This window comes from Streptomyces sp. NPDC090499 (assembly GCF_044769305.1).
Taxonomy (GTDB): domain Bacteria; phylum Actinomycetota; class Actinomycetes; order Streptomycetales; family Streptomycetaceae; genus Streptomyces.
In genome coordinates this window covers 476,535-495,059 of record NZ_JBIVXP010000007.1, presented here as the reverse complement: position 1 = coordinate 495,059, position 18,525 = coordinate 476,535, and the positions used below count along the sequence as shown (strand labels likewise).

The following is an 18,525-nucleotide window of genomic DNA, read 5'->3' as shown; positions in this document are numbered from 1 at the left end:
GAGGCGTTCCGGCGGACAGGGATGCGGCTATTTCGATGAGGTCGGTGACGGAAGTCCGGGAGCCGTTCCGCGCCCGTCTGCGCGGGGGCGTCCTCGCGGCGGTCGCACCGGGCGGCCTGCTGGGCGGGACGGCCCGTTACGCACTGGTGCAGGCCTTCCCCGCCCCCGGTGGGGCGTTCCCGTGGACGACGTTCGCCGTCCATGTGTCCGGGGCGTTCCTGCCGGCACTGCTGCTCGTGTACGTGTTCGAGATCCGGCCGCCGACCCGGTACGTGCGGCCGTTCGCCGCCGTCGGCTTCCTCGGCGCCTTCACCACCTTCTCGACCTGGACGGTCGACACCGATCGGCTGCTGGGCCACGGCCACTGCGCGGCCGCGGCGCTGAACATCTTCGGGAGCCGCTTCGCCGGCCTGGCCGCCACCGTTCTGGGCCTGGCCGTCGGGGTTTTACCACTTTCTCCACGTTCAGTTACGAACTGGTCCACCTGCGCGACAAAGGGCTGGTCGGCACATCCCTGCTGTACGCCGTTTCGAGTATTGCGGTGGGGCTTGCGGCGGCTGCGTCGGCGTTCGCCGTCGGGTCGCTGTGAGACGGCCACGAGAAGATCCACGCCCGGTCGTCCGGTACTTGACACCGGGATGTGCGAGACGTCTCCTTGACAGTAGGAAATGTGCTGTGGTGTGCGCTGGTCGGGTGTGCGGACGGGCACCCGGATTTACCGGCGTCCACCGGCATCCGGAGGCTGCTGATGGCAACCTACGAATATCTGTGCAGCCGATGCGGGCCTTTCGACGTGAGATTGGCGATCGGGACGGCACCCAGGACATACGGCTGTCCTGACTGCGCAGGCGCTGCGAGACGCGTGTACTCCTCGCCCGGCATCACGCTGACCTCGAAAGCGGTCGCCGCCCTCCATGTCCGGGAGGAGCAGGCGCGTGAGGCCCCGGCAGTGGTCTCCCAACTGCCGCCGCGCAGAAAGGTGCAACCGCACCCCGCGCTCTCGCGGCTGCCGCGTCCCTGAAGGCGGTGGTCGGCAAGGCAGAACGTCTCATGCGGGTTCGGCACCTGAACACGACGCCGTTCCCGTAGCGGTGTGCGGATTGCGGAATCACGCAACGCGGGCCGGGAGGAGCCGGGCCGTGTCCTCGGCGGCTCATCAGCGGCTCCGGCGCCACGCGATTCCACTCCCCACGCGGACTGAGGAGGTGTGTCCCCGTGGGAAACGTGGGACTGCTCTTTGTCGGTGCGGTGCTCTTCATGAACGGACTGCTGCTGCTCGGGAAGGTCGACACCCGAGCCGGCGCGGTGTTCAACCTTTTCATAGGCGCACTGCAGGTACTGACGCCGACTTACCTCATCTTCACCGCCAACGACGACCCCCTGAAGATCCTGGCGGCGTCCGGGATCTACCTCTTCGGGTTCACCTACCTCTATGTAGGTGTCAGCCTGCTCGCCGATCTCGACAGCACCGGCGTCGGCTACTACTCGCTGTTCGTGGCAATTGCCGCCCTGGGGTATTCGTTCGTCAATTTCCGGCTCTTGAAGGATTACCCCTTCGGGGTCATCTGGCTCTACTGGGCCTACCTGTGGTTCCTGTTCTTCCTGCTGCTCGGTCTCAAGAAGGACGACCTCAAGGTCTATACCGGCTGGGTCACGGCGATCGAAGGCTGGGTCACCGGTGTGATTCCCGCCGGGCTGCTGCTTTCCGGCTACTGGAAGCACCCCACCGAGACCGCCATCGCACTGGCGGTCTTCGGCGTCGTGGTGTTCGCGGGGCTGTGGCCGCGCACCCACAGAACGCCCCGGCCGACCTCGGCGGCTCCGCGGGTCGGAGGTGCGGGCGCGCCAACGTGACCGGATCAGAATCTAGGAGTTCTCATGCCTGAAATTCTCTTCAGCGTGGACCACAGCAAGTCGATGCGTGAGCAGGCCGTGCCCGGCCACAACAGGTGGCACCCGGACATCCCCACCGTCGCCATGGTGAAGCCGGGAGCGGAGTTCCGCATGGAGTGCCGCGACTGGACCGACTGCCAGGTCGGCAACAACGACACCGCCAACGACGTACGCGACATCGACCTGACCATCCCCCACATGCTCAGCGGCCCGATAGGCGTGGAGGGCGCCGAACCCGGCGACCTGCTCGTCGTCGACATCCTCGACCTCGGCCCCGTGCCGCAGCAGACCGGGGACGCGGCGGGACAGGGCTGGGGCTACACCGGCATCTTCGCCAAGGCCAACGGCGGAGGCTTCCTGACCGACTACTTCCCGGACGCCTACAAAGCGGTATGGGACTTCCACGGACAGCAGGCCGTCTCCCGCCACCTTCCCGGGATCCGCTTCACCGGAATCACCCACCCCGGGCTCTTCGGAACCGCCCCGTCCACGGAGATGCTCGCCCGCTGGAACGCCCGCGAGCAGGCGCTGATCGACACCGACCCGAACCGGGTCCCGCCACTCGCCGTACCGCCGGACAGCACCAACGCACTCGCGGGCACGGCCACCGGCGACCTCGCCACGCGCATCGCCGCGGAGGGCGCACGCACGGTGCCGGCCCGTGAGAACGGAGGCAACCACGACATCAAGAACTTCACGCGCGGTTCGCGGGTCTTCTACCCCGTGCACGTCAAGGACGCCAAGCTCTCCGGAGGCGACCTGCACTTCAGTCAGGGCGACGGAGAGATCACCTTCTGCGGTGCCATCGAGATGGGCGGGTTCATCGACTTCCACGTCGACCTGATCAAGGGCGGCATGGAGACCTACGGCATCTCCACCAACCCCGTGTTCATTCCGGGCAACGTCGAGCCGAGGTACACGGAGTTCCTCACCTTCATCGGGATCTCCGTCGACCACGACACGGACACGAACTACTACCTCGACGCGACGCTGGCCTACCGCCGGGCCTGCCTCAACGCCGTCGAGTACTTCAAGAGGTTCGGCTACAGCGGAGAGCAGGCCTACCTGCTGCTCGGCTCCTCTCCCATAGAGGGACGTATCAGCGGCATCGTCGACATCCCCAACGCCTGCTGCTCGTTGTACGTGCCCACCGCCATGTTCGACTTCGAGGTCCGTCCGAGCGCCGCCGGACCGATGAAGGCCGACCGAGGCCAGTGCGCGGTGGCCACCGCCTGACCTGATCCCGCTGCAGCCCCGCGGCCCCGGCCGCGGGGCTGCAGCCGCATCAGCGCCGTTCACCGGATCCGAGACGGCGTCCGCGGCGTCGGCGCCGAGTGTGAACTCCCCGACCAGCGATATGCCCCCGCCGCACGCCAGCAGGACATGGTGCACAGCGTGTGGCGGCACGGCGCAGGCGTGGAGTGCGGTCGGTCCTGGCCCGGGTCCCGGGGCGCCGCGCCGGCGGACCGCCCGGCGGCGAGCCGCTGATGGGCGGATCGAGCAGGCCGCGACGGGCGTCCCACTCGTGTACACCTACGTTCTCGACCCCGCAACGAGGACCTACCGGGACGGTGACGTGTTCACCGGCGTCGTCAAGGCAACAGCCCCCTTCCCTGTGGAGATTGACCTCGGCCAGGTCTGACCTGTTCGGTCCCCATAGCCCGACAGATCGCAGACTGCGTACGCCGACTGCGACGCGAAACCCACGCCCGGAACAGATGAGTGCCACACCGGTCCAGGGCAGAGCCCTCGCTCAAGTTGCTTCGGGATGAAGGGGTCGTGAGTCAAAGGCCGTCGCGCTTGATCAGCGAACCGTCAGCGCTCAGTGTGTAGACGCGTGGCGGGGCCATGGCTTCCACGGCTTCACGCAACGCCGCTTCCTGCTCTGCGGGATTCGGCCCGTGGGGGTCCCGCGTGTGAAATCCGAGCAGCTCGATGGCGTCTGCGTCGACGTCGTCGGGCTCGGGGAGCCCCTCCTGGATGAAGCCGCAGAGCGCCCTCAATGCGTCCTCGCCCAGTTCCAAGGGGTGGAAAGGAAGGGGATACGGCTCTTCCTCTTCGTCAGGCCAGGACACGGTGTCAGCCGGACGGTTTCCGGCCCAGTAGGGCACTTCGAAAGGGAGTGGATCGCCGATGTTCTCGACGATGCCGCTGTCCGGGGACAGGCTCAGTGAGCGGATCAGGTGCCCGTCCTCCCACACGGCGAACGCCAGCCAGTCGACGACGCTGTGCATGGCGTGCAGGACGAGCCGTCGGCCGGCGCTTGCCGCCACCAGGTGCTCCGGCAGCTGGGAGGGAAGGTCGATCATCACCCTCTGATCACCGATGACGTCCACGCCGGGCCAGCTGGCCGCGTACGCCGTTCCCTTCGGGGGGTACACGCCGTCCCAGAGAGTCGAGCCTTCGCACTCCTCGATCTCCCAGCCCGGATACAGCCGCCGCATCATGGCGGCCGTCTGCTCCCGGCCCGCCGGCCCCACTCGGCGCAGCAGCCCCGGTATGTCGCCGTCGGCGTACACCAGCAGTCCCGTCTTGGCTCCCAAAGCCCCTCCCAGAGCGATACCCGTCTGACTGGCGCAACATAGCCGCACGCACTGACAACAGGGCTGCCACAGCCCCGTACCCGGCCGGGCCGTCCCCGGACCCTCCCGTGCCTTCCAAGGACGGCCAGGTGCCCAGTCCGCACCGGGGAACGCACCACAAACGCACCGTATTGAGCGGGGAACAGCGGGGAATCACGGAGAGTGCCGCCGAGACGAGGCCGGTTCCATTTGGTTCGTTCGTGCAGGTCAGCGCACGGACCTGTTCCAAACGACCGCGGCTTCCCAAGCTGAGGGCACGTCGTCGGCCTTGACCTCCTCGCCTCGCCCTGATCGGCTGGTCCCATGGCCACGGACCCCAGCGAATACGACGAGGCGATCCCGGCCCTGGCGGCCCACTTGGCGAAGATCGAGCGGGCAGTCAGCCGGACCCGGTCCTCTCACGCCGGCCGGGCGTACGCACTGGTCCGGCCGGCCCTCGTACAAGCCCTGGGGGACGAAGGCGCCCAACGAGTCGTACCGCAGGTCGTTGACGAGTTCGCCAGGCGGATCTCTGAGGACCCGGACAACCTCCCGTTCTGACATCCACACCTGAACTGCTCCGGGCCATGTGAGCCGATCAGTGCGCCTGCGTGGCCGAGGTTCCGGCGGGTCGGAAGGGTTCCGTGGCCTCCGTGTCGGTCAGGCCTTCGGGTCGGTGATCCGGTAGCCGACGGTGGGGGTCGTGGTGATCACCGGTGGGCTGCCGAGCTTGCGTCGCAGCCGGCCGATGGTCACTGTGACGGTGTTCGTGAACGGGTCGGCGTTCTCGTCCCATACCTGTTCCAGCAGCGACTCTGCGCTGAGAGGGGCCGGGCTGGCCCGCAGGAGGGCAGTCAGGACCTCGAATTCCTTGGCGGAGAGGTCGAGGTGTTGCCCGTCGCGGGTGGCTGTGCGGTGCACGGGGTCGAGTTCGATGCCCGCGGCGCGGAGTGTGCGGGCGCGGGCGTACGGGCGGCGACGCGCCAGGGCCCGTAGGCGGAGCACGAGTTCGGGGAAGTGGAAGGGCTTGACCAGGTAGTCGTCGGCGCCCAGGCTCAGGCCGCCGACGCGGTCGGCCGGCGTGTCCGCGGCGGTCAGCATCAGCACCATGGGGCGGTCGTCCCGGTCGGTGACCATCCGGCAGAGCGTGTCGCCGTGGATGCCCGGCAGGTCCCGGTCCAGGACGACCGCTTCGTACGCGTTGGTGTCCAGCTTGGCCGCGGCCTCCAGGCCGTCGTAGGCGACGTCCACTGCCATGTCCTGGTCCCGCAGGCCCTCGGCCAGGACGTCGGCGAGTGACCTGGCGTCCTCCACCACCAGCACCCTCATGCCATGTCCTCCACGTCGGCCGCGTCGGCCGCTCGGGAGAGGGTGACCGTGGCCTTGAGGCCGCCCGCGGCACGGGCCCGCAGGTCCAGGGTGCCACCGTGTGCGTCGGCGACAGCCGCGACGATGGCCAGGCCGAGGCCCGACCCCGAGCCGTTGCCGCCGCCGGTCCGCTCGGCGCCGAGCCGGCGGAACGGGAGTGCCAGCTGGGCGACCTGGTCCTGGGTCAGGACAGGACCCCCGTTCTCCACGACCAGCCGCACGTCCGGGCCCGCGGTGCTGGTGGCGACGCGGATCCAGCCGCCGGGCTGGTTGTGCCCGATCGCGTTGTCGACGAGGTTCTCCACCATCCCGCGCAACAACGTCCGGCTGCCGCACACCCGCACGCCGGACCCATCGCCCGTGCGGTCGGCCTCCACGACGAGGCCCTTCGCGGAGGCCGCGGAGGCACGGTCGGCGAGCGCGGTCGCGGCGAGCAGATCCAACGGGATGGCGTCAACGTCCGGCAGCGGCACTCCGTGCTGCGCACGGGCCAGTGCCAGGAAGCCGTCCAACAACCGGTCGATCTGGTCCAGTTCGGTCCTCACCCGGCCCGCGAGGGTGCGCGTCTGCTCCGGGACGGGGCCCGGTTTGGCCAGCGCGACGTCCACCGAGGCCCGCAGGGTGGCCAAGGGGGTGCGTAGTTCGTGCGAGGCGTCGGCGACGAAGCGGCGCTGCGCGGCGAACGCCTGCTCAAGGCGCTCCAGCAGCTCGTCGATCGTGTCACCGAGATCCTTGAGTTCGTCGTGCGGGCCCGGTACGGCGAGCCGTTCGTGCAGGCTGTCGGCGGAGATGCGGCGGGTCGCTCCGGTCATCGCGCGGAGCGGCCGCAGTACGCGTCCGGCGGCGTACCAGCCCAGCGCGACGGACAGCAGCCCCATCACCACCAACCCCGCTGCCGAGCCGAGCAGCAGTTGGTCGACCTGCCGGCTGTGGGCTTCGGCGAGCTGGTGCTGAAGACTGGCGATTCTCTCCTGTGCAGCGGACGAGAAGGTGCTCGGCGTGCTTCCCGGCGCCGGGTCCGCCCGGTAGGTACCGCCGGCCACCAGTCCGACCACCGCCAGCATCGCGACGGCCGAGCCCAGGAACAGTCCGGCGTACAAGGTGGTGAACCGCCAGCGGACGCCGCGGCGGTGCACCGACCGTACGAGAGGCCTTGGTTCCGCTGCCATCGGTCCCCCTTCTCCCTCACTGCCCGCTCAGGCTAGGCGAACCGGCCTAACAGCGGCATGACAGCGCCCGTCGCGCCCGCGTTACGGCCACGAGCGCAGCGTGTTGCCCCCAGGACGGGACAGGACGAGCGAGGGGCGGAGCAGCGTCGATGACGGACGATTCCAGGATCGAGGTGGAGGGCCTGCGTAAACGCTTCGGGGCGACGCAGGCGCTCGACGGCATGACATTCACCGTCCGGCCGGGACGGGTGACCGGATTCGTGGGCCCCAACGGCGCCGGCAAGTCCACCACCATGCGGACGGTGCTGGGCCTGGACGCTCCCGACCAGGGGCGGGCGCTGGTCGGCGGACGGCCGTACCGGACCCTGGGCAGCCCACTGCGCCACCTGGGTTCGATGCTGGACGCAGGCGCCCTGCAACCCAGCCGGACCGCCCGCAACCACCTGCTGTGGCTGGCCCACTCGCAGGGCCTCACGGCCGGCCGGGCGGACCGGGTGCTGGAGCAGGTCGGGCTCGCCGAGGCGGCGCGGCGCCGGGCGGGCGGTTTCTCGCTGGGCATGCGGCAGCGGCTCGGCATCGCCGCGGCGCTCCTCGGCGATCCGCCCGCGCTCATGCTGGACGAGCCCTTCAACGGCCTGGACCCCGAAGGGATCCGGTGGATCCGCAGCCTGCTGTCGTCACTTGCGGCGCAGGGGCGGACGGTGCTGGTGTCCAGCCATCTGATGAGCGAACTGCAGGATGTCGCGGACCACCTCGTCGTCGTCGGACGCGGCCGTGTGGTCGCCGACACGGGCGTGCGGGAGTTGCTGACGAGGCTGTCCGCGGGCCAGGTCACGCTGCGCACCTCCGCACCTGTCGCAGCGGCTGAGACGCTGGTCCGGGCCGGCGCAGTCGTGCGTGCCGCGGGCTCGGACGCACTCAGCGTCAGCGGGCTGCCGGGCGAGGCCGTCGTGACCGTGCTGAACGCGTCCGGGGTGCCGTTCGCCGAGCTGGCCCCGCACCGCGCGACCCTGGAGGAGGCGTACCTGGAACTCACCCGGGACGCCGTGGACTACCGCGGTGCGGGCGTCGAGGAGACCGCACGATGAGCGGGCTTCGGGTTCTGCACGCGGAGTGGACCAAGTTCCGCACCGTACGAGGGTGGGTCCTCGGCACATTCGGCGCGATCCTGGCGTCCGTCGTGTTCCTTCTGGCCGGGACGGCGTCGACGGACCAGTCGTCGGACGACCGCACGCAGGACGCCGTCTCGTTGCCGGTCGGCCCCGGCGGCGAGGCGGTCAACGACAGCTTCTACTTCATGCACCAGCCCCTGACCGGCGACGGCAGCATCACCGTCCCCGTGACCGCGCTGACCGGCGTACTGGCCCAGGAACCGGGGCGGACCACGCCGGGGATCACTCCGTGGGCCAAGACCGGAATCCTCGTCAAGCAGAGCCTCGAACAAGGCTCGCAGTACGCCGCGATGATGGTCACCGGCGCACACGGAGTGCGGATGCAGGACGACTTCACGCACGACCGGGCCGGCCTGCCCGGTCACCCCTCCGCCGCCTCGCCGCGCTGGCTGCGCCTGGTCCGCGCCGGGTCGACGGTCACCGGCTACGACTCGGCGGACGGCGTGCACTGGACCGAGGTCGGCAGCGCGCGCCTGACCGGCCTGGCCGGCACCGTGCAGGTGGGCCTCTTCACCGCCTCCCCGGCGGCCGTGCGGACGAGCGGCTCGCAAGGGGGCAGCAGTCCTGCCGTGGCCACCGGAACCTTTGGACATGTGGCACTCGGCGGCTCCTGGGCCCACGGCGGCCGGCCGGACGGCTGGCAGGGCGTTCAGGTGGGCGGCGACGCCGGCACGTCCGACAGCTACGCGGAGAACACCTCAGGCGGCTGCACACCGGCCGGCAGCGGCTTCTCCGTCACCGGTGCCGGAGACATCGCCCCGGTGGTCGGCGGCCCCGCGCTCGGCCCCGCGTACACCGTCGAGAACTTCCTTGTCGGCACGTTCGCCGGGCTGATCGTCCTGGCGGTCGTGGCCGTGCAGTTCGTCACCGCCGAGTACCGCCGCGGACTGATCGGCAGCACCCTCGCCGCGATCCCTCGGCGCGGGCGGCTGCTGGCCGCCAAGGCCGCCGTCGTCATGGCGGTCGCTTTCGTCGTCGGCGTGGTCGCCGCCGCCGTCAGCATCCCGCTCGGCCGGCAACGTGCCCACGCCACGCACTTCTTGGTGTTCACCGTGCCACGCGGGGTGGAACTGCGCGCGGTCGTCGGCACCGGGCTCCTGCTGGCCACCACCGCCGTCCTCGCACTGGCCCTCGGCGCGGTACTGCGGCGCAGCGCGACGGCGATCACCACCGTCGTGATGGCGACGGTGCTTCCCTATCTGCTCGCGGTCAGCGGCGCGCTGCCGACCTCGTCGGCGCAGTGGCTGCTCCGCCTCACCCCGGCGGCGGGCTTCGCCGTCCAGCAGACACTTCCGCACTACGCCCACGTGCTGAGCGTCTACACGCCGTCCTCCGGCTACTTTCCCCTCTCGCCCTGGGGTGGTTACGCCGTGCTCGCCGGCTGGACCGTCCTCGCGCTGACGGCCGCGACGCTGCTGCTGCGCCGGAGGGACGTATGAGTGCCGGCAGCCTGCGCCCGAGTGCCGGCAGCCTGCGCCGAACGGTCCACGCCGAGTGGACCAAGCTGCGAACCGACGCGGGTCACCTGTGGCTGCTGCTGGGCCTCGTCGCCGTCACGGCGTCCGTGAGTGCGGCAGCGGCGGCGACCGCGCGGTGCCCCACGGGCGGCTGCGGCCAGGACCCGGTCAGGCTCAGTCTGACGGGCGTGACGCCGGGTCAGACGATCGCCGCGATCGTGGCCGTGCTGGTCGTCGGCCACGAGTACGGCACCGGCCTGATCCACACCACGCTCGCGGCGGTACCGCGGCGCACCACCGTGCTGGCCGCCAAGGCCGCCGTCGTGAGCGGGACGGTCTTCGCCGCGGGAACGGTCGCGGTCCTGGCGTCCGTACTCGCCGGGCGCAGCCTGCTGCCGGGCAACGGCTTCACGCCCGCCCACGGCTACGCCGCCCTCTCCCTCACGGACGGGCCGACCCTGCGGGCAGCCGCAGGGTCGGTGCTCTACCTGGTCCTGGTCGCACTGCTCGCCCTCGGCATCTGCACAGCGGTCCGGGACACGGCGGTGGCGATGGGCGTCGTGCTGGGGCTGCTGTACCTCTTCCCCCTCCTCAGCCACGTGGTCACCGACCCGGGGCTGCGTCGGCACCTCGCGCAGATCGGCCCGATGCCCGCGGGACTGGCCGTCCAAGCCACGACGGACCTACGTCATCTCCCCATCGGACCGTGGGCAGGCCTCGGCGTGCTGGCCCTGTGGGCGGCGGGCGCGCTCCTCGTCGGCGGCACGGTGCTGCGACTCCGCGACGCCTGAAGGCGCAGGCGCCGTTGGCCCCGCAACGCAGCCGGCACACATGAGGCCGGGAAACCTCCTGAACACGCGAGAGCCGATCACGGTCCGGGCCTGTGGCATGCCGCTCGTCTGCACGAGCGGGCATGCCGGGGGCGCGAGTTCAGAAGAACGGCCGCACGGTCGGAGCAAGGCGTCCGCGGGGGCTTGCCGAGGGCCGCCGTTGTCAGACCCCTCCGGCATGCTCTGCCCATGCTGATTGCGACGAACGGCCGAGGGCACGTGGTGAAGCACCCTTCGAAGCCGACGATAGGCACGATGCTCGCCGACCTGCGGCAGGGCGACCACTTGATCCTTGAGCGGCGGGACGAGGGGCCTGAGGGGGACTGGTACATCCAGGTACTGTTCCGTGACGACAACACCTACCAGCTGGAGTACCGTGACGGCGTCGCCACGGAGCACTACCAGACGCTGACCGCCTCTCAGGAGAAGGCCGGTCAGGCCCTCCTCGGCTGGGCGACCGGTCAGCCGGACTGGCAGGAGGGCTTCCAGTGGAACAACATCGGCGCCATGTTCGCCGTCCCGATCATCAAGGCCAAGGACCTGCCCACCGCTTAGCACCGCGCCCCCACCCACCGCGCGACCGAGTTGCCGGAAGCCGGCGAGGTGGAGTGTCCTGACCTCGGAGGGCGACGAGTGCCGGGAGTCCGGGGCTCCTCCTACCGCCAGCCGCCGGTGAAGTCGCTGCTGAGCTGGACGTTGCAGATGTTGTAGCCGCCCGACGCGTGCCCGGACGTCGTCTGTCCGGGCACGGTCACGCTGCAGTTGATGTCCCCCGAGCCCTGCAGCTGGGCGTTCAACGTGTAGTACATCGCCTCCTTGCTGAAAGGCAGGGTGGCCTCGAACTCGCCGTCCTTGAAGGTGCCCTTGCGGGTGTCGTTGTCGGAGCCGTAGTTGATGTCGAGCCCGCCGAGGACTCCGGCCGGGGCGGTTCCCCAGACCTTGAAGACGACGGTCTTCGGGGCGTCGGCCTTCTTGCTGTCGGCCTTGCCGTCATCGGCGGCCGTCCCGTTGCGGGTCGTCGTGGTGGACGTGGACTTCGAAGCGCCGCTGCCGCCGACGACCGCGCCGGCGATGCCGAGGACGACGGTCACGCCGACGAGGCCGAGACAGCCGAGGCCGATGACCTTCCCTGCGCCGGGTCCCCTTTTCGGTGGCTGCGGCTGGAACGGGGGCTGGCCGTAGGGCGGCTGCGGGCCGGCCCATCCGGAGTGCTGCGGCTGCTGGTTGCTCATGGGTCCCCCTGAGGTGTCTGCCGTCGAAAGCAAGATGTGTGACATGTGAAGATGGCGCGCGGTTGCCGTATAACTGCTGGATTCACCCCATCGTGGTAAATCCAGCAGGCGTCGAGTCGCGCCCGGTTGATGGCGGTGCCGGGCGGCAGCGGCCGGAGCCAGGAGCCTCAGACCTCCGGACGACGCCCTGCCGTACGGCGGTCCGCCGCATCGCCGGTGGCAGAGCCCCTCCGAAGCAGCGCGCGGTGACCCGGAGGCGGTACGGCACGGGACGGACGGGCGCGGAGCGAAGCAGGCTTCGGGGCTTCTCCGTGTGGTGTGGGCCTGGTGGACCGTCGGCGGGGGGTGCGTGGCAGGATCAGCGCGGACTCGAAGGGTCAGGGGGCGGACAGGGTGGGGATCTTCAAGCGACGGCGCGCGGACACGGCGGCCCTTGAGGCGGCGGCTCTCGTACAACGCATCGAAGGGGCCGTCTCCTCGGGCGGGGCGAACGCGACCACGGAAGAGGCTCAGGCGGAGCTACGTGAGTGTGTGGCAGAAGCTGAGAGCCGCCTCGGTGACGGGCATCGCGCGACACAACTGGCCCTGCACCACCTGAGCGTCGCACTCCTCCTCCACACCAGCCACATGGCCGAGGCGGAGGCGGGTTTCCGGCGGCTTCGGAGCATCCGGGGCCGGACCGTGACCGACCGGGCCACCCCGTCCCTGCTGCGGCTGCACGCCACCAGCCTGTCCCGCCTGGGCCGCCACGAGGAGGCCGCTCGCGAGTACGAGGCCGTCGGCGATCAGCTCGGGGAACTCGTCGACGAGCTCAGCTCGGCGTGGCTCGGCGTGCGGGCCCTGCGCGCCCCCGAACTGTGTCATCTGCGCCGGTTCGCGGAGGCCGAGGCCGATGCGCGTGCCATCATCGAGCGGAGCGTGTTCACACGCGCGCCCACCGGCCTCTTCGTGCGGTGGATCGCGACACACGCACTGTCCTACGCCCTCACCGGCCAAGGGCGCCCGAAGGAGGCGGAGTCGGCCGCGCGCCAAGCCCTGGCGGCCATGCGGGCACGCCAGGACGACAGAGGCGACCTTGTCTTCTCCCTGGAGCTGAGCCTCGCCCACGCACTCAGCGCCCAAGGCCGCTACGCCGAGGCCCTCGACTGCGTGACCGGTGCCCGCCGGGCCTACAACCCCGCTCTGTACGTCGACGCCGCCGAAGTCCACACGGCCGGCATCCCCGAGGCCGAGGCTCTCCTCGGCCTGGAACGCCAGGACGAGGCGGCCCGGGTCGCCCGCGACACCATCGCCGCTCTCACGGAACTGTTCAGCCCCGAACACGCATGCGTCCGCGATGCCCGAGAACTGCTGGAGCGGGCCACGAACCCTACGGCGCCCTGACCCGGTCCGGGCCGGTCCCGGTCGGTTCGCTCACTCGGGACGATGGTGCTTGCCCTCCGGATGATGGCAGTACCACGTCTCGCACTTGTCGTGCGGCCCCGGATCGTACTGGGGGCACTCGCACTCGGTGCAGAACCGGCTGTCGGAGGGCCCGCGATGGGTGCCCGGAAGTGCCGCCACGCGCTTCCGAGCCGTTTCGTACACGCCACGCAGATCGTCGACCGCTTGCCGCAGGTCGTCCGCGGCGGTGTCCCGCCACGCGGTCCGAAGGGCGGCGCCCTGTCCTTCTGCCGACGCCATCACCGCATCCCTCCTCACGCCCAGGTGTGCCGGTTCCCATGGTCGTTCGGTGGAAACAGGGGCGCGAGTCGATCAGCCGACGACCGGCCGGGAGGGCGGGCCTCACAGCGGTGGAAGGCTGCGTTTCTTCCCTCTCCGTCGCGGGTTGCGGCGGGCTCCCGCGAACAGGGTGCCGGCGTTGGCGAGCAGGATTCCGCCCAGCAGCAGGTGCGGCAACCGGGACCACCATGAGCCGGGACCGAGCAGGGGAGCCGTGATCTCGAAGGCTCCGAGGAGGAACGACGCCGCCGTGCAGGCCCACGGCCACCACGGCGCACGGCGGTCGATCATGCTCCCCCCCCCGGATTCGTCGAGACAGCGTGGCACAACCACGTATGCAGCGCAGCCCCCCCCGGCAGGGCACACGACGGCCCGACCGTGCGTCTGCCGCGGCCCGGGGCTTCGAGATGCGGTCATCGGCTGCCGCTGGCTACGCTCGCTGAAGGCCTCTGCAGTGTTCACGCCTCCACAGGAGGAGGGTTGCGATGAGGTTCACCCGCATGCACATGCGTACGCGCACCGCGAACGCAGCGGCGGCGGCCCTGGTCGCCGTTCCGCTGGCGCTGGTGGGTGCGGCGTCGCAGGGTCACGCGCAGGACGCGTCGCCCGGTCCGTCGGCCACGGGCACGTTCGGTTCCGGCTGTGCGGCGCTCGCCCAGAAGGTCGGCACGGCCAAGGACAGGGTCGTGGAGGCCGCGGCCGCGTATCCGCAACTGAGCCATCTGGTCTCCGCCGCGGTCCGGGCGCATCTCAACGGCACCCTCGACGGGAAGTCCGGCATCACCGTCTTCGCCCCCGACGACCAGGCCTTCCAGGCGGCGACCGTGGCGCAGTTCGCCGCGATCCTCGCCGACCAGGGGCAGTTGAAGAAGCTGCTGACCTACCACGTCGTGGACCGGCAGATCACCCCGGACGAACTCTCGCACGGCTCCTTCAAGACGGTGGAGGGCAGCAAACTGACCACGTCGGGCTCGGGCACCGACTTCAAGGTCAACGGCACGGCCAACATCGTCTGCGGCAACATCAAGGCCGCGAACGCCACCATCTACGTCATCGACCAGGTCCTCCAGCCGCCGTCCTGAGCTCGCTCCGACTCCGTTTCCGCGGCTTGGTGTTCAACGGCGGAGCCGGTCGAAGCGGAAGGGGGTGAGGGCCTCGGGGCGGCGGCCGGTGAGGACGTAGCGGGTCAGGGTGTGGCCGGTGACCGGGCCCAGGGTGACGCCGAGCATGCCGTGGCCGGTGGCCGCGTAGGCGTTGCCGTGCCCCGGGACGCGGTCGATGACGGGGAGCCCGTCGGGGAGGAAGGGCCGTCCGCCGACCCAGGGGTCGCGGATGAGGCCGACCAGGTCGTCGGGGTCGTCGAACCAGCGGCCCAGGTACTGGCGGCTGGCGAGCGCGACGGCGACGACGCGGCGCCAGTCGAGGCGGTTGTTGTTGCCGCTGAGTTCCATCGTGCCGCCGATGCGCGTGGTGGTGCCGATCGGTGAGGCGACGGCCCGGCGCTCGCCGAAGTAGAGCGGGTGCCGGGGCGCCGGGTCCAGGTCGACCGAGAAGCTGTAGCCCTTGCCCGCCTGGAGGGGCAGCGGACGGCCGAGGTGGCCGAGAAGGGCCGAGGAGCGGGTGCCGGCCGCGACGACGACGGCCGCGCACGGGATGTCGCCCTGGGTGGTGCGCAGGGCGGTGACCTGGTCCCCGGAGGTGCGGAAGCCGGTGGCCTCCGCGTTCTCGTGGAGCTTCACCCCGGACGCGGCGAGCTTCTCGCCGAGCGCGCGGGCGAACGCCTCCGGGTCGACCACGCCCTCCCCCTCGACGAGGTACGCCGCACGCACCCCGTCCGACAGCGCCCCGTCCAGCAGCCGCGCCGCGGAGCCGGTGACGACGTCGTCGGGGAGCGGGTAGCGGCCGTCGGCCATCTCCCGCTGGACGGAGAGGTGGTGGCGGGCCTCGGCGGCGGACAGGAAGGCGTGCACCATGCCGGGGCGGGTCAGCGTGGTGTCGACCCCGGCCGCGCGCAGGCCGTCGAAGAGGCCGAAGGTGTCGCGGTTCAGCTCGGCGATCGCCGCGTAGCCGCGCCGGAAGGCGGCCGGTGTGCTGCTGCGCCAGAACCGCCACAGCCACCGCGCGAACGCCGGGTCGGGCAGCGGCCGCAGGTAGAGGGGCGAGTCCGGGCGGCCGAGCGAGCGCAGGGCGTAGCGGACGACGCCGGGGGCCGGGACGGGGGTGGAGTGGCTGAGGCAGACCCAGCCCGCGTTGCCGCGGGAGGCTCCCGAGGCCAGGGCGCGCCGCTCGACGACCTCCACGGGCACGCCGGCTTCGGCCAGGTAGTAGGCCGTGCAGAGGCCCACCACACCGCCCCCGACCACCACCACGGGGCCGTCGCCGACAAGACCGCGCGTGCCGGACGTAACGGGCCTGCTGGATGTGACGGGCGTGCCGGACCTGCCGGGCGTGCCGGGCGTGCCGGGCGTGCCGGCAGCGTCGCTCATGACGCGGGTCCGTACGCGGTGAGGAACTCCCGGGTGCGGGCCTGGGCGGGACGGTCCAGGACGTCCTGCGGCCTGCCCTCCTCCACGATCCGGCCGCGGTCGACGAAGACGACGTGGTCGGACACCTCGCGGGCGAAGGGGAGTTCGTGGGTGACCAGCAGCATCGTCATGCCGTCGGCGGCGAGTTCGCGCATCACGCCGAGCACCTCCCGGGTGGCCTCCGGGTCGAGGGAGGACGTGGGCTCGTCGAAGAGCAGCACCTCGGGCCTGAGGGCGAGGGCACGGGCGATGGCGACGCGCTGCTGTTCGCCGCCGGAGAGCTGCTCGGGCCGGGCGAGGGCGCGGTGGGCCACGCCGACCCGGCGCAGCAGTGCGACGGCGCGCTCCAGCGCCTCCTCCTCGGGGACACCGGCCTTGCGCTGGGCCAGGACGACGTTCTCCACGGCGGTGAGGTGCGGGAAGAGGTTGAACCGCTGGAAGACCATGCCGACGGTGCGCCGCAGCCGGGGCAGGTCCCGGCAGACCTTCCGGCCGCCCTCGTGCACGACCTCGCCGGCCACTTCGACCGTGCCCGCGTCCGGGGATTCGAGCAGGTTGACGCACCGCATCAGCGTCGTCTTCCCGCCGCCGCTCTGCCCGATGACGCTCACGATGCGGCCGCGGCCGACCTCCAGGTCCACCTCGTCGAGGACCACGCGGCCGTCGAAGGACTTGCAGAGGCCCTCGATGCGTACGACCGCCTCGGCGGGCGACGGCGACAGGGGGGTCTGCGTGGTGGTGGCGGGCTCGGTCATACGGCCGCCTCCTTCCGGTCGGTGCCCGCGCCGAGGCCGGCGGCGGGCTCGGCGGCGAGCAGGGCGCGGGCGGCACGCAGCCGGCGCCGGCGCCGGGGGGACAGCGCGACGCCGGCCCGTACCTTCCGTTCCAGCAGCAGGAGCAGTTGGGAGAGCGGGTAGCACAGGACGAAGTAGACGGCGGAGATGACCAGGTAGACCTCCAGCGCCCGGAAGGTGGCCGAGGTGATGAGGCGGCCCTCCGACATCAGCTCGGCGGCGGAGATGGTGACGAGCAGCGAGGTGGACTTCAGCAGGTCGACGAGCATGGTGTTGGTGCCGGCCAGGGCCAGCCGGACGGCCTGCGGCAGGACCACGTGGCCGAAGATGCCCGCCCGGCCCAGGCCCAGCGCCTCGCCCGCCTCCGTCTGCCCGGCGGGCACCCCGCTGATCGCGGCGCGGAAGATCTCGGAGAGGTAGGCGGCGTAGAAGACGACGAGGCTCAGGCAGCCGGCGGTGAAGACGTCGAGCCGGATGCCGGCCGAGGCCAGGCCGAAGTAGGCGAGGAAGATGATGGCGAGGAGGGGGACGTTCTTGAACACCTCGGTGTAGACGGCGGCCAGCATCCGCGCGGGCCACAGGCGGCTCAGCCGGAGCAGTGCCACCGCGAGGCCGAGGACGACCGCGCCGGCGAAGCTGACCGCGGTGTACGACACGGTGCGGCCGAGGGCGGCGGTCAGGTCGGGCCGGTAGTCGGACCAGGGGACCTGGAAGAAGCCGGACATGTCATCCCCTCACTGGCCGGTGGAGCCGATGGTCGGCGGGGTCCAGTCGGCGGGCCGGTCGACGCCCCGGCGCGCGGCGGCCATGTCGGCCGAGGGCTTGAGGAACTGCTCGGGATCGCCGCCGTACTTCTTGATGAGCTTGGCCAGTTCGCCGTTGTGGTACATGGCGTCGATCTGCGCGGAGAGGGCCTGCTCCAGCTTCGGCTCCTGCTTCGGGAGGTAGAAGCCGGTCTGGTACGGCTGGAAGTAGGAGTACGCGGGCTTGGCCTTGACCTGCGCGGCGGTGGGCGGGGTGAGGTACTCGGTGCTGATCTTGAGGTCCGGGCGCTGTTTCTGGGCCGCGATGATGAGCAGCGGGTCGAGGAAGCCGACGTCGACGCGGCCCGCGCCGAGGTCGTCGAAGACGCCGTTGGCGTCCGGGTAGGCGTGCAGCTTGGCGCCGGGTACGGCCTGGATGGACTTGACCCAGACGTAGCCCTCGACGGTGCCGAGGTTCAGGTGCTCCAGGTCGTCGACCGTCCGGTAGGTCCTGCCGTCGCGGACGGCCATCGCCGGGGGCGAGTAGTAGGGCGGGTCGGTGAACAGGCCCTGCTTCTGCCGGTCGGCGGACCAGGCGACGCCGCCGACGGTGATGTCCACCCGGCGGGACTGCACTCCGGCGAGCATGCCGGCGAAGTCCGTCACCTCGGGTTTGATCTCCAGGCCGAGCCTCTTGGCCGCGTAGGCGAGGATGTCGCCGTCCAGGCCGACGATCTTGCCGTTCTCGACGGTGGTGTAGGGCGCGTACGGCTCGACGGCGACCTTGATGACGCCGGGGGTGAGGGTGCCCAGGGCTGCGGTCTTCGCGGAGACGTTCTTCGGGGCGTCGTTGCCGCCCGAGCCGCAGGCTGCTGCGGAGGAAAGCAGGAGGAATGTTGACAAAGAGGCGGCGATGGAGCGCACACGGATCATCGGCACGAGCCTTCCGTTCCGGCTGAGGGAGCCCGCCGTTCACCGCGTTGTGCCCCCGGCGGGGAGGTGATTGGGGCCATACGCTAAGGAGCGGCCCGTCGTACGTCACCGGTCACTTCGTACACA

General features: G+C 70.9%; 20 protein-coding genes and 1 pseudogene. 12 read left to right on the top strand and 9 right to left on the bottom strand.

Annotation, left to right across the window (positions count from 1 at the left end):
• Positions 1–44: 44 nt before the first annotated feature.
• The 5 genes and pseudogenes from ACIQVL_RS27550 to ACIQVL_RS27530 form a co-directional block, all read left to right on the top strand.
• Positions 45–659 (top strand): fluoride efflux transporter FluC, encoded by a 615-nt coding sequence (locus ACIQVL_RS27550; protein ID WP_403476615.1) that lies wholly within the window; start codon positions 45–47, stop codon positions 657–659.
• Between the two features lie 89 nt (positions 660–748).
• A complete protein-coding gene (locus tag ACIQVL_RS27545) occupies positions 749–1,021 on the top strand; it encodes an FmdB family zinc ribbon protein (RefSeq protein ID WP_403427139.1) in 273 nt (90 codons plus the stop codon).
• Between the two features lie 194 nt (positions 1,022–1,215).
• Positions 1,216–1,854 (top strand): AmiS/UreI family transporter, encoded by a 639-nt coding sequence (locus tag ACIQVL_RS27540; protein ID WP_403427136.1) that lies wholly within the window; start codon positions 1,216–1,218, stop codon positions 1,852–1,854.
• A 24-nt stretch (positions 1,855–1,878) separates the two neighbouring features.
• Positions 1,879–3,129, top strand: a complete 1,251-nt coding sequence (gene fmdA, locus ACIQVL_RS27535; protein ID WP_403427134.1) for a formamidase — start codon at positions 1,879–1,881, stop codon at positions 3,127–3,129.
• A 256-nt stretch (positions 3,130–3,385) separates the two neighbouring features.
• A pseudogene (locus tag ACIQVL_RS27530) lies at positions 3,386–3,535 on the top strand (Uma2 family endonuclease); the annotation flags it as partial.
• 142 nt (positions 3,536–3,677) lie between these two features.
• Here ACIQVL_RS27530 and ACIQVL_RS27525 read toward each other — a convergent pair.
• Positions 3,678–4,436, bottom strand: coding sequence for a DUF6928 family protein (locus ACIQVL_RS27525; protein WP_403476614.1), 759 nt, complete (start codon positions 4,434–4,436; stop codon positions 3,678–3,680).
• Between the two features lie 342 nt (positions 4,437–4,778).
• On the opposite strand from ACIQVL_RS27525, the gene ACIQVL_RS27520 reads away from it, so the two are divergent.
• The gene (locus tag ACIQVL_RS27520; RefSeq protein ID WP_403476613.1) at positions 4,779–5,015 is read left to right on the top strand and encodes a hypothetical protein; all 237 of its coding nucleotides are present in this window, start codon (positions 4,779–4,781) and stop codon (positions 5,013–5,015) included.
• Positions 5,016–5,114: 99 nt separating this feature from the next.
• Here ACIQVL_RS27520 and ACIQVL_RS27515 read toward each other — a convergent pair whose 3' ends face one another.
• On the bottom strand, positions 5,115–5,783 hold the full coding sequence (locus ACIQVL_RS27515) for a response regulator transcription factor (RefSeq protein WP_403427131.1): 669 nt from the start codon (positions 5,781–5,783) through the stop codon (positions 5,115–5,117).
• Positions 5,780–6,991: a sensor histidine kinase gene (locus tag ACIQVL_RS27510; RefSeq protein ID WP_403476612.1), complete on the bottom strand. Its 1,212-nt coding sequence runs from the start codon at positions 6,989–6,991 to the stop codon at positions 5,780–5,782. Before ACIQVL_RS27510 ends, ACIQVL_RS27515 begins: the two co-directional genes overlap by 4 nt.
• Before the next feature lie 149 nt (positions 6,992–7,140).
• Here ACIQVL_RS27510 and ACIQVL_RS27505 point away from each other — a divergent pair, with 149 nt between their 5' ends.
• The 4 genes from ACIQVL_RS27505 (at position 7,141) to ACIQVL_RS27490 (ending at position 11,005) form a co-directional block, all read left to right on the top strand.
• Positions 7,141–8,079 carry an ATP-binding cassette domain-containing protein gene (locus ACIQVL_RS27505; protein ID WP_403427127.1) on the top strand — a complete coding sequence of 313 codons (939 nt, stop codon included), beginning with the start codon at positions 7,141–7,143 and terminating at the stop codon, positions 8,077–8,079.
• Positions 8,076–9,602, top strand: coding sequence for an ABC transporter permease subunit (locus tag ACIQVL_RS27500; protein ID WP_403476611.1), 1,527 nt, complete (start codon positions 8,076–8,078; stop codon positions 9,600–9,602). The genes ACIQVL_RS27505 and ACIQVL_RS27500 overlap by 4 nt, the downstream gene beginning before the upstream one ends.
• Positions 9,599–10,411, top strand: a complete 813-nt coding sequence (locus ACIQVL_RS27495) for an ABC transporter permease (protein WP_403476610.1) — start codon at positions 9,599–9,601, stop codon at positions 10,409–10,411. Before ACIQVL_RS27500 ends, ACIQVL_RS27495 begins: the two co-directional genes overlap by 4 nt.
• A 228-nt stretch (positions 10,412–10,639) precedes the next feature.
• Positions 10,640–11,005 carry a hypothetical protein gene (locus ACIQVL_RS27490; RefSeq protein WP_403476609.1) on the top strand — a complete coding sequence of 122 codons (366 nt, stop codon included), beginning with the start codon at positions 10,640–10,642 and terminating at the stop codon, positions 11,003–11,005.
• Between the two features lie 101 nt (positions 11,006–11,106).
• Here ACIQVL_RS27490 and ACIQVL_RS27485 read toward each other — a convergent pair whose 3' ends face one another.
• Complete coding sequence (locus tag ACIQVL_RS27485; RefSeq protein ID WP_403476608.1) at positions 11,107–11,682, bottom strand: hypothetical protein; 576 nt, start codon at positions 11,680–11,682, stop codon at positions 11,107–11,109.
• 531 nt (positions 11,683–12,213) lie between these two features.
• On the opposite strand from ACIQVL_RS27485, the gene ACIQVL_RS27480 reads away from it, so the two are divergent.
• Complete coding sequence (locus ACIQVL_RS27480; RefSeq protein ID WP_403476607.1) at positions 12,214–13,065, top strand: hypothetical protein; 852 nt, start codon at positions 12,214–12,216, stop codon at positions 13,063–13,065.
• A 402-nt stretch (positions 13,066–13,467) separates the two neighbouring features.
• On the opposite strand, the gene ACIQVL_RS27475 is transcribed toward ACIQVL_RS27480, so the two are convergent.
• Positions 13,468–13,695 (bottom strand): hypothetical protein, encoded by a 228-nt coding sequence (locus ACIQVL_RS27475; RefSeq protein ID WP_403476606.1) that lies wholly within the window; start codon positions 13,693–13,695, stop codon positions 13,468–13,470.
• Between the two features lie 194 nt (positions 13,696–13,889).
• Here ACIQVL_RS27475 and ACIQVL_RS27470 point away from each other — a divergent pair, with 194 nt between their 5' ends.
• Positions 13,890–14,486, top strand: a complete 597-nt coding sequence (locus ACIQVL_RS27470; protein WP_403427112.1) for a fasciclin domain-containing protein — start codon at positions 13,890–13,892, stop codon at positions 14,484–14,486.
• 33 nt (positions 14,487–14,519) lie between these two features.
• On the opposite strand, the gene ACIQVL_RS27465 is transcribed toward ACIQVL_RS27470, so the two are convergent.
• From ACIQVL_RS27465 to ACIQVL_RS27450, 4 genes are read right to left on the bottom strand one after another with little or no spacing between them, the layout of a single operon-like run.
• Positions 14,520–15,890 carry an NAD(P)/FAD-dependent oxidoreductase gene (locus ACIQVL_RS27465; protein WP_403476605.1) on the bottom strand — a complete coding sequence of 457 codons (1,371 nt, stop codon included), beginning with the start codon at positions 15,888–15,890 and terminating at the stop codon, positions 14,520–14,522.
• The gene (locus tag ACIQVL_RS27460) at positions 15,887–16,684 is read right to left on the bottom strand and encodes an amino acid ABC transporter ATP-binding protein (protein WP_403476604.1); all 798 of its coding nucleotides are present in this window, start codon (positions 16,682–16,684) and stop codon (positions 15,887–15,889) included. The genes ACIQVL_RS27465 and ACIQVL_RS27460 overlap by 4 nt, the downstream gene beginning before the upstream one ends.
• Complete coding sequence (locus ACIQVL_RS27455) at positions 16,681–17,448, bottom strand: amino acid ABC transporter permease (protein ID WP_403427106.1); 768 nt, start codon at positions 17,446–17,448, stop codon at positions 16,681–16,683. The genes ACIQVL_RS27460 and ACIQVL_RS27455 overlap by 4 nt, the downstream gene beginning before the upstream one ends.
• Before the next feature lie 9 nt (positions 17,449–17,457).
• Positions 17,458–18,399, bottom strand: coding sequence for a substrate-binding periplasmic protein (locus ACIQVL_RS27450; protein ID WP_403476627.1), 942 nt, complete (start codon positions 18,397–18,399; stop codon positions 17,458–17,460).
• Between the last annotated feature and the right edge of the window lie 126 nt (positions 18,400–18,525).

Coding starts and splice junctions, on each gene's coding strand:
- ACIQVL_RS27545 (WP_403427139.1), top strand. CDS start 749: ATGGCAACCTACGAATATCTGTGCAGCCGATGCGGGCCTTTCGACGTG.
- fmdA (WP_403427134.1), top strand. CDS start 1,879: ATGCCTGAAATTCTCTTCAGCGTGGACCACAGCAAGTCGATGCGTGAG.
- ACIQVL_RS27520 (WP_403476613.1), top strand. CDS start 4,779: ATGGCCACGGACCCCAGCGAATACGACGAGGCGATCCCGGCCCTGGCG.
- ACIQVL_RS27515 (WP_403427131.1), bottom strand. CDS start 5,783: ATGAGGGTGCTGGTGGTGGAGGACGCCAGGTCACTCGCCGACGTCCTG.
- ACIQVL_RS27510 (WP_403476612.1), bottom strand. CDS start 6,991: ATGGCAGCGGAACCAAGGCCTCTCGTACGGTCGGTGCACCGCCGCGGC.
- ACIQVL_RS27505 (WP_403427127.1), top strand. CDS start 7,141: ATGACGGACGATTCCAGGATCGAGGTGGAGGGCCTGCGTAAACGCTTC.
- ACIQVL_RS27500 (WP_403476611.1), top strand. CDS start 8,076: ATGAGCGGGCTTCGGGTTCTGCACGCGGAGTGGACCAAGTTCCGCACC.
- ACIQVL_RS27495 (WP_403476610.1), top strand. CDS start 9,599: ATGAGTGCCGGCAGCCTGCGCCCGAGTGCCGGCAGCCTGCGCCGAACG.
- ACIQVL_RS27490 (WP_403476609.1), top strand. CDS start 10,640: ATGCTGATTGCGACGAACGGCCGAGGGCACGTGGTGAAGCACCCTTCG.
- ACIQVL_RS27485 (WP_403476608.1), bottom strand. CDS start 11,682: ATGAGCAACCAGCAGCCGCAGCACTCCGGATGGGCCGGCCCGCAGCCG.
- ACIQVL_RS27475 (WP_403476606.1), bottom strand. CDS start 13,695: ATGATCGACCGCCGTGCGCCGTGGTGGCCGTGGGCCTGCACGGCGGCG.
- ACIQVL_RS27470 (WP_403427112.1), top strand. CDS start 13,890: ATGAGGTTCACCCGCATGCACATGCGTACGCGCACCGCGAACGCAGCG.
- ACIQVL_RS27465 (WP_403476605.1), bottom strand. CDS start 15,890: ATGAGCGACGCTGCCGGCACGCCCGGCACGCCCGGCACGCCCGGCAGG.
- ACIQVL_RS27460 (WP_403476604.1), bottom strand. CDS start 16,684: ATGACCGAGCCCGCCACCACCACGCAGACCCCCCTGTCGCCGTCGCCC.
- ACIQVL_RS27455 (WP_403427106.1), bottom strand. CDS start 17,448: ATGTCCGGCTTCTTCCAGGTCCCCTGGTCCGACTACCGGCCCGACCTG.
- ACIQVL_RS27450 (WP_403476627.1), bottom strand. CDS start 18,399: ATGATCCGTGTGCGCTCCATCGCCGCCTCTTTGTCAACATTCCTCCTG.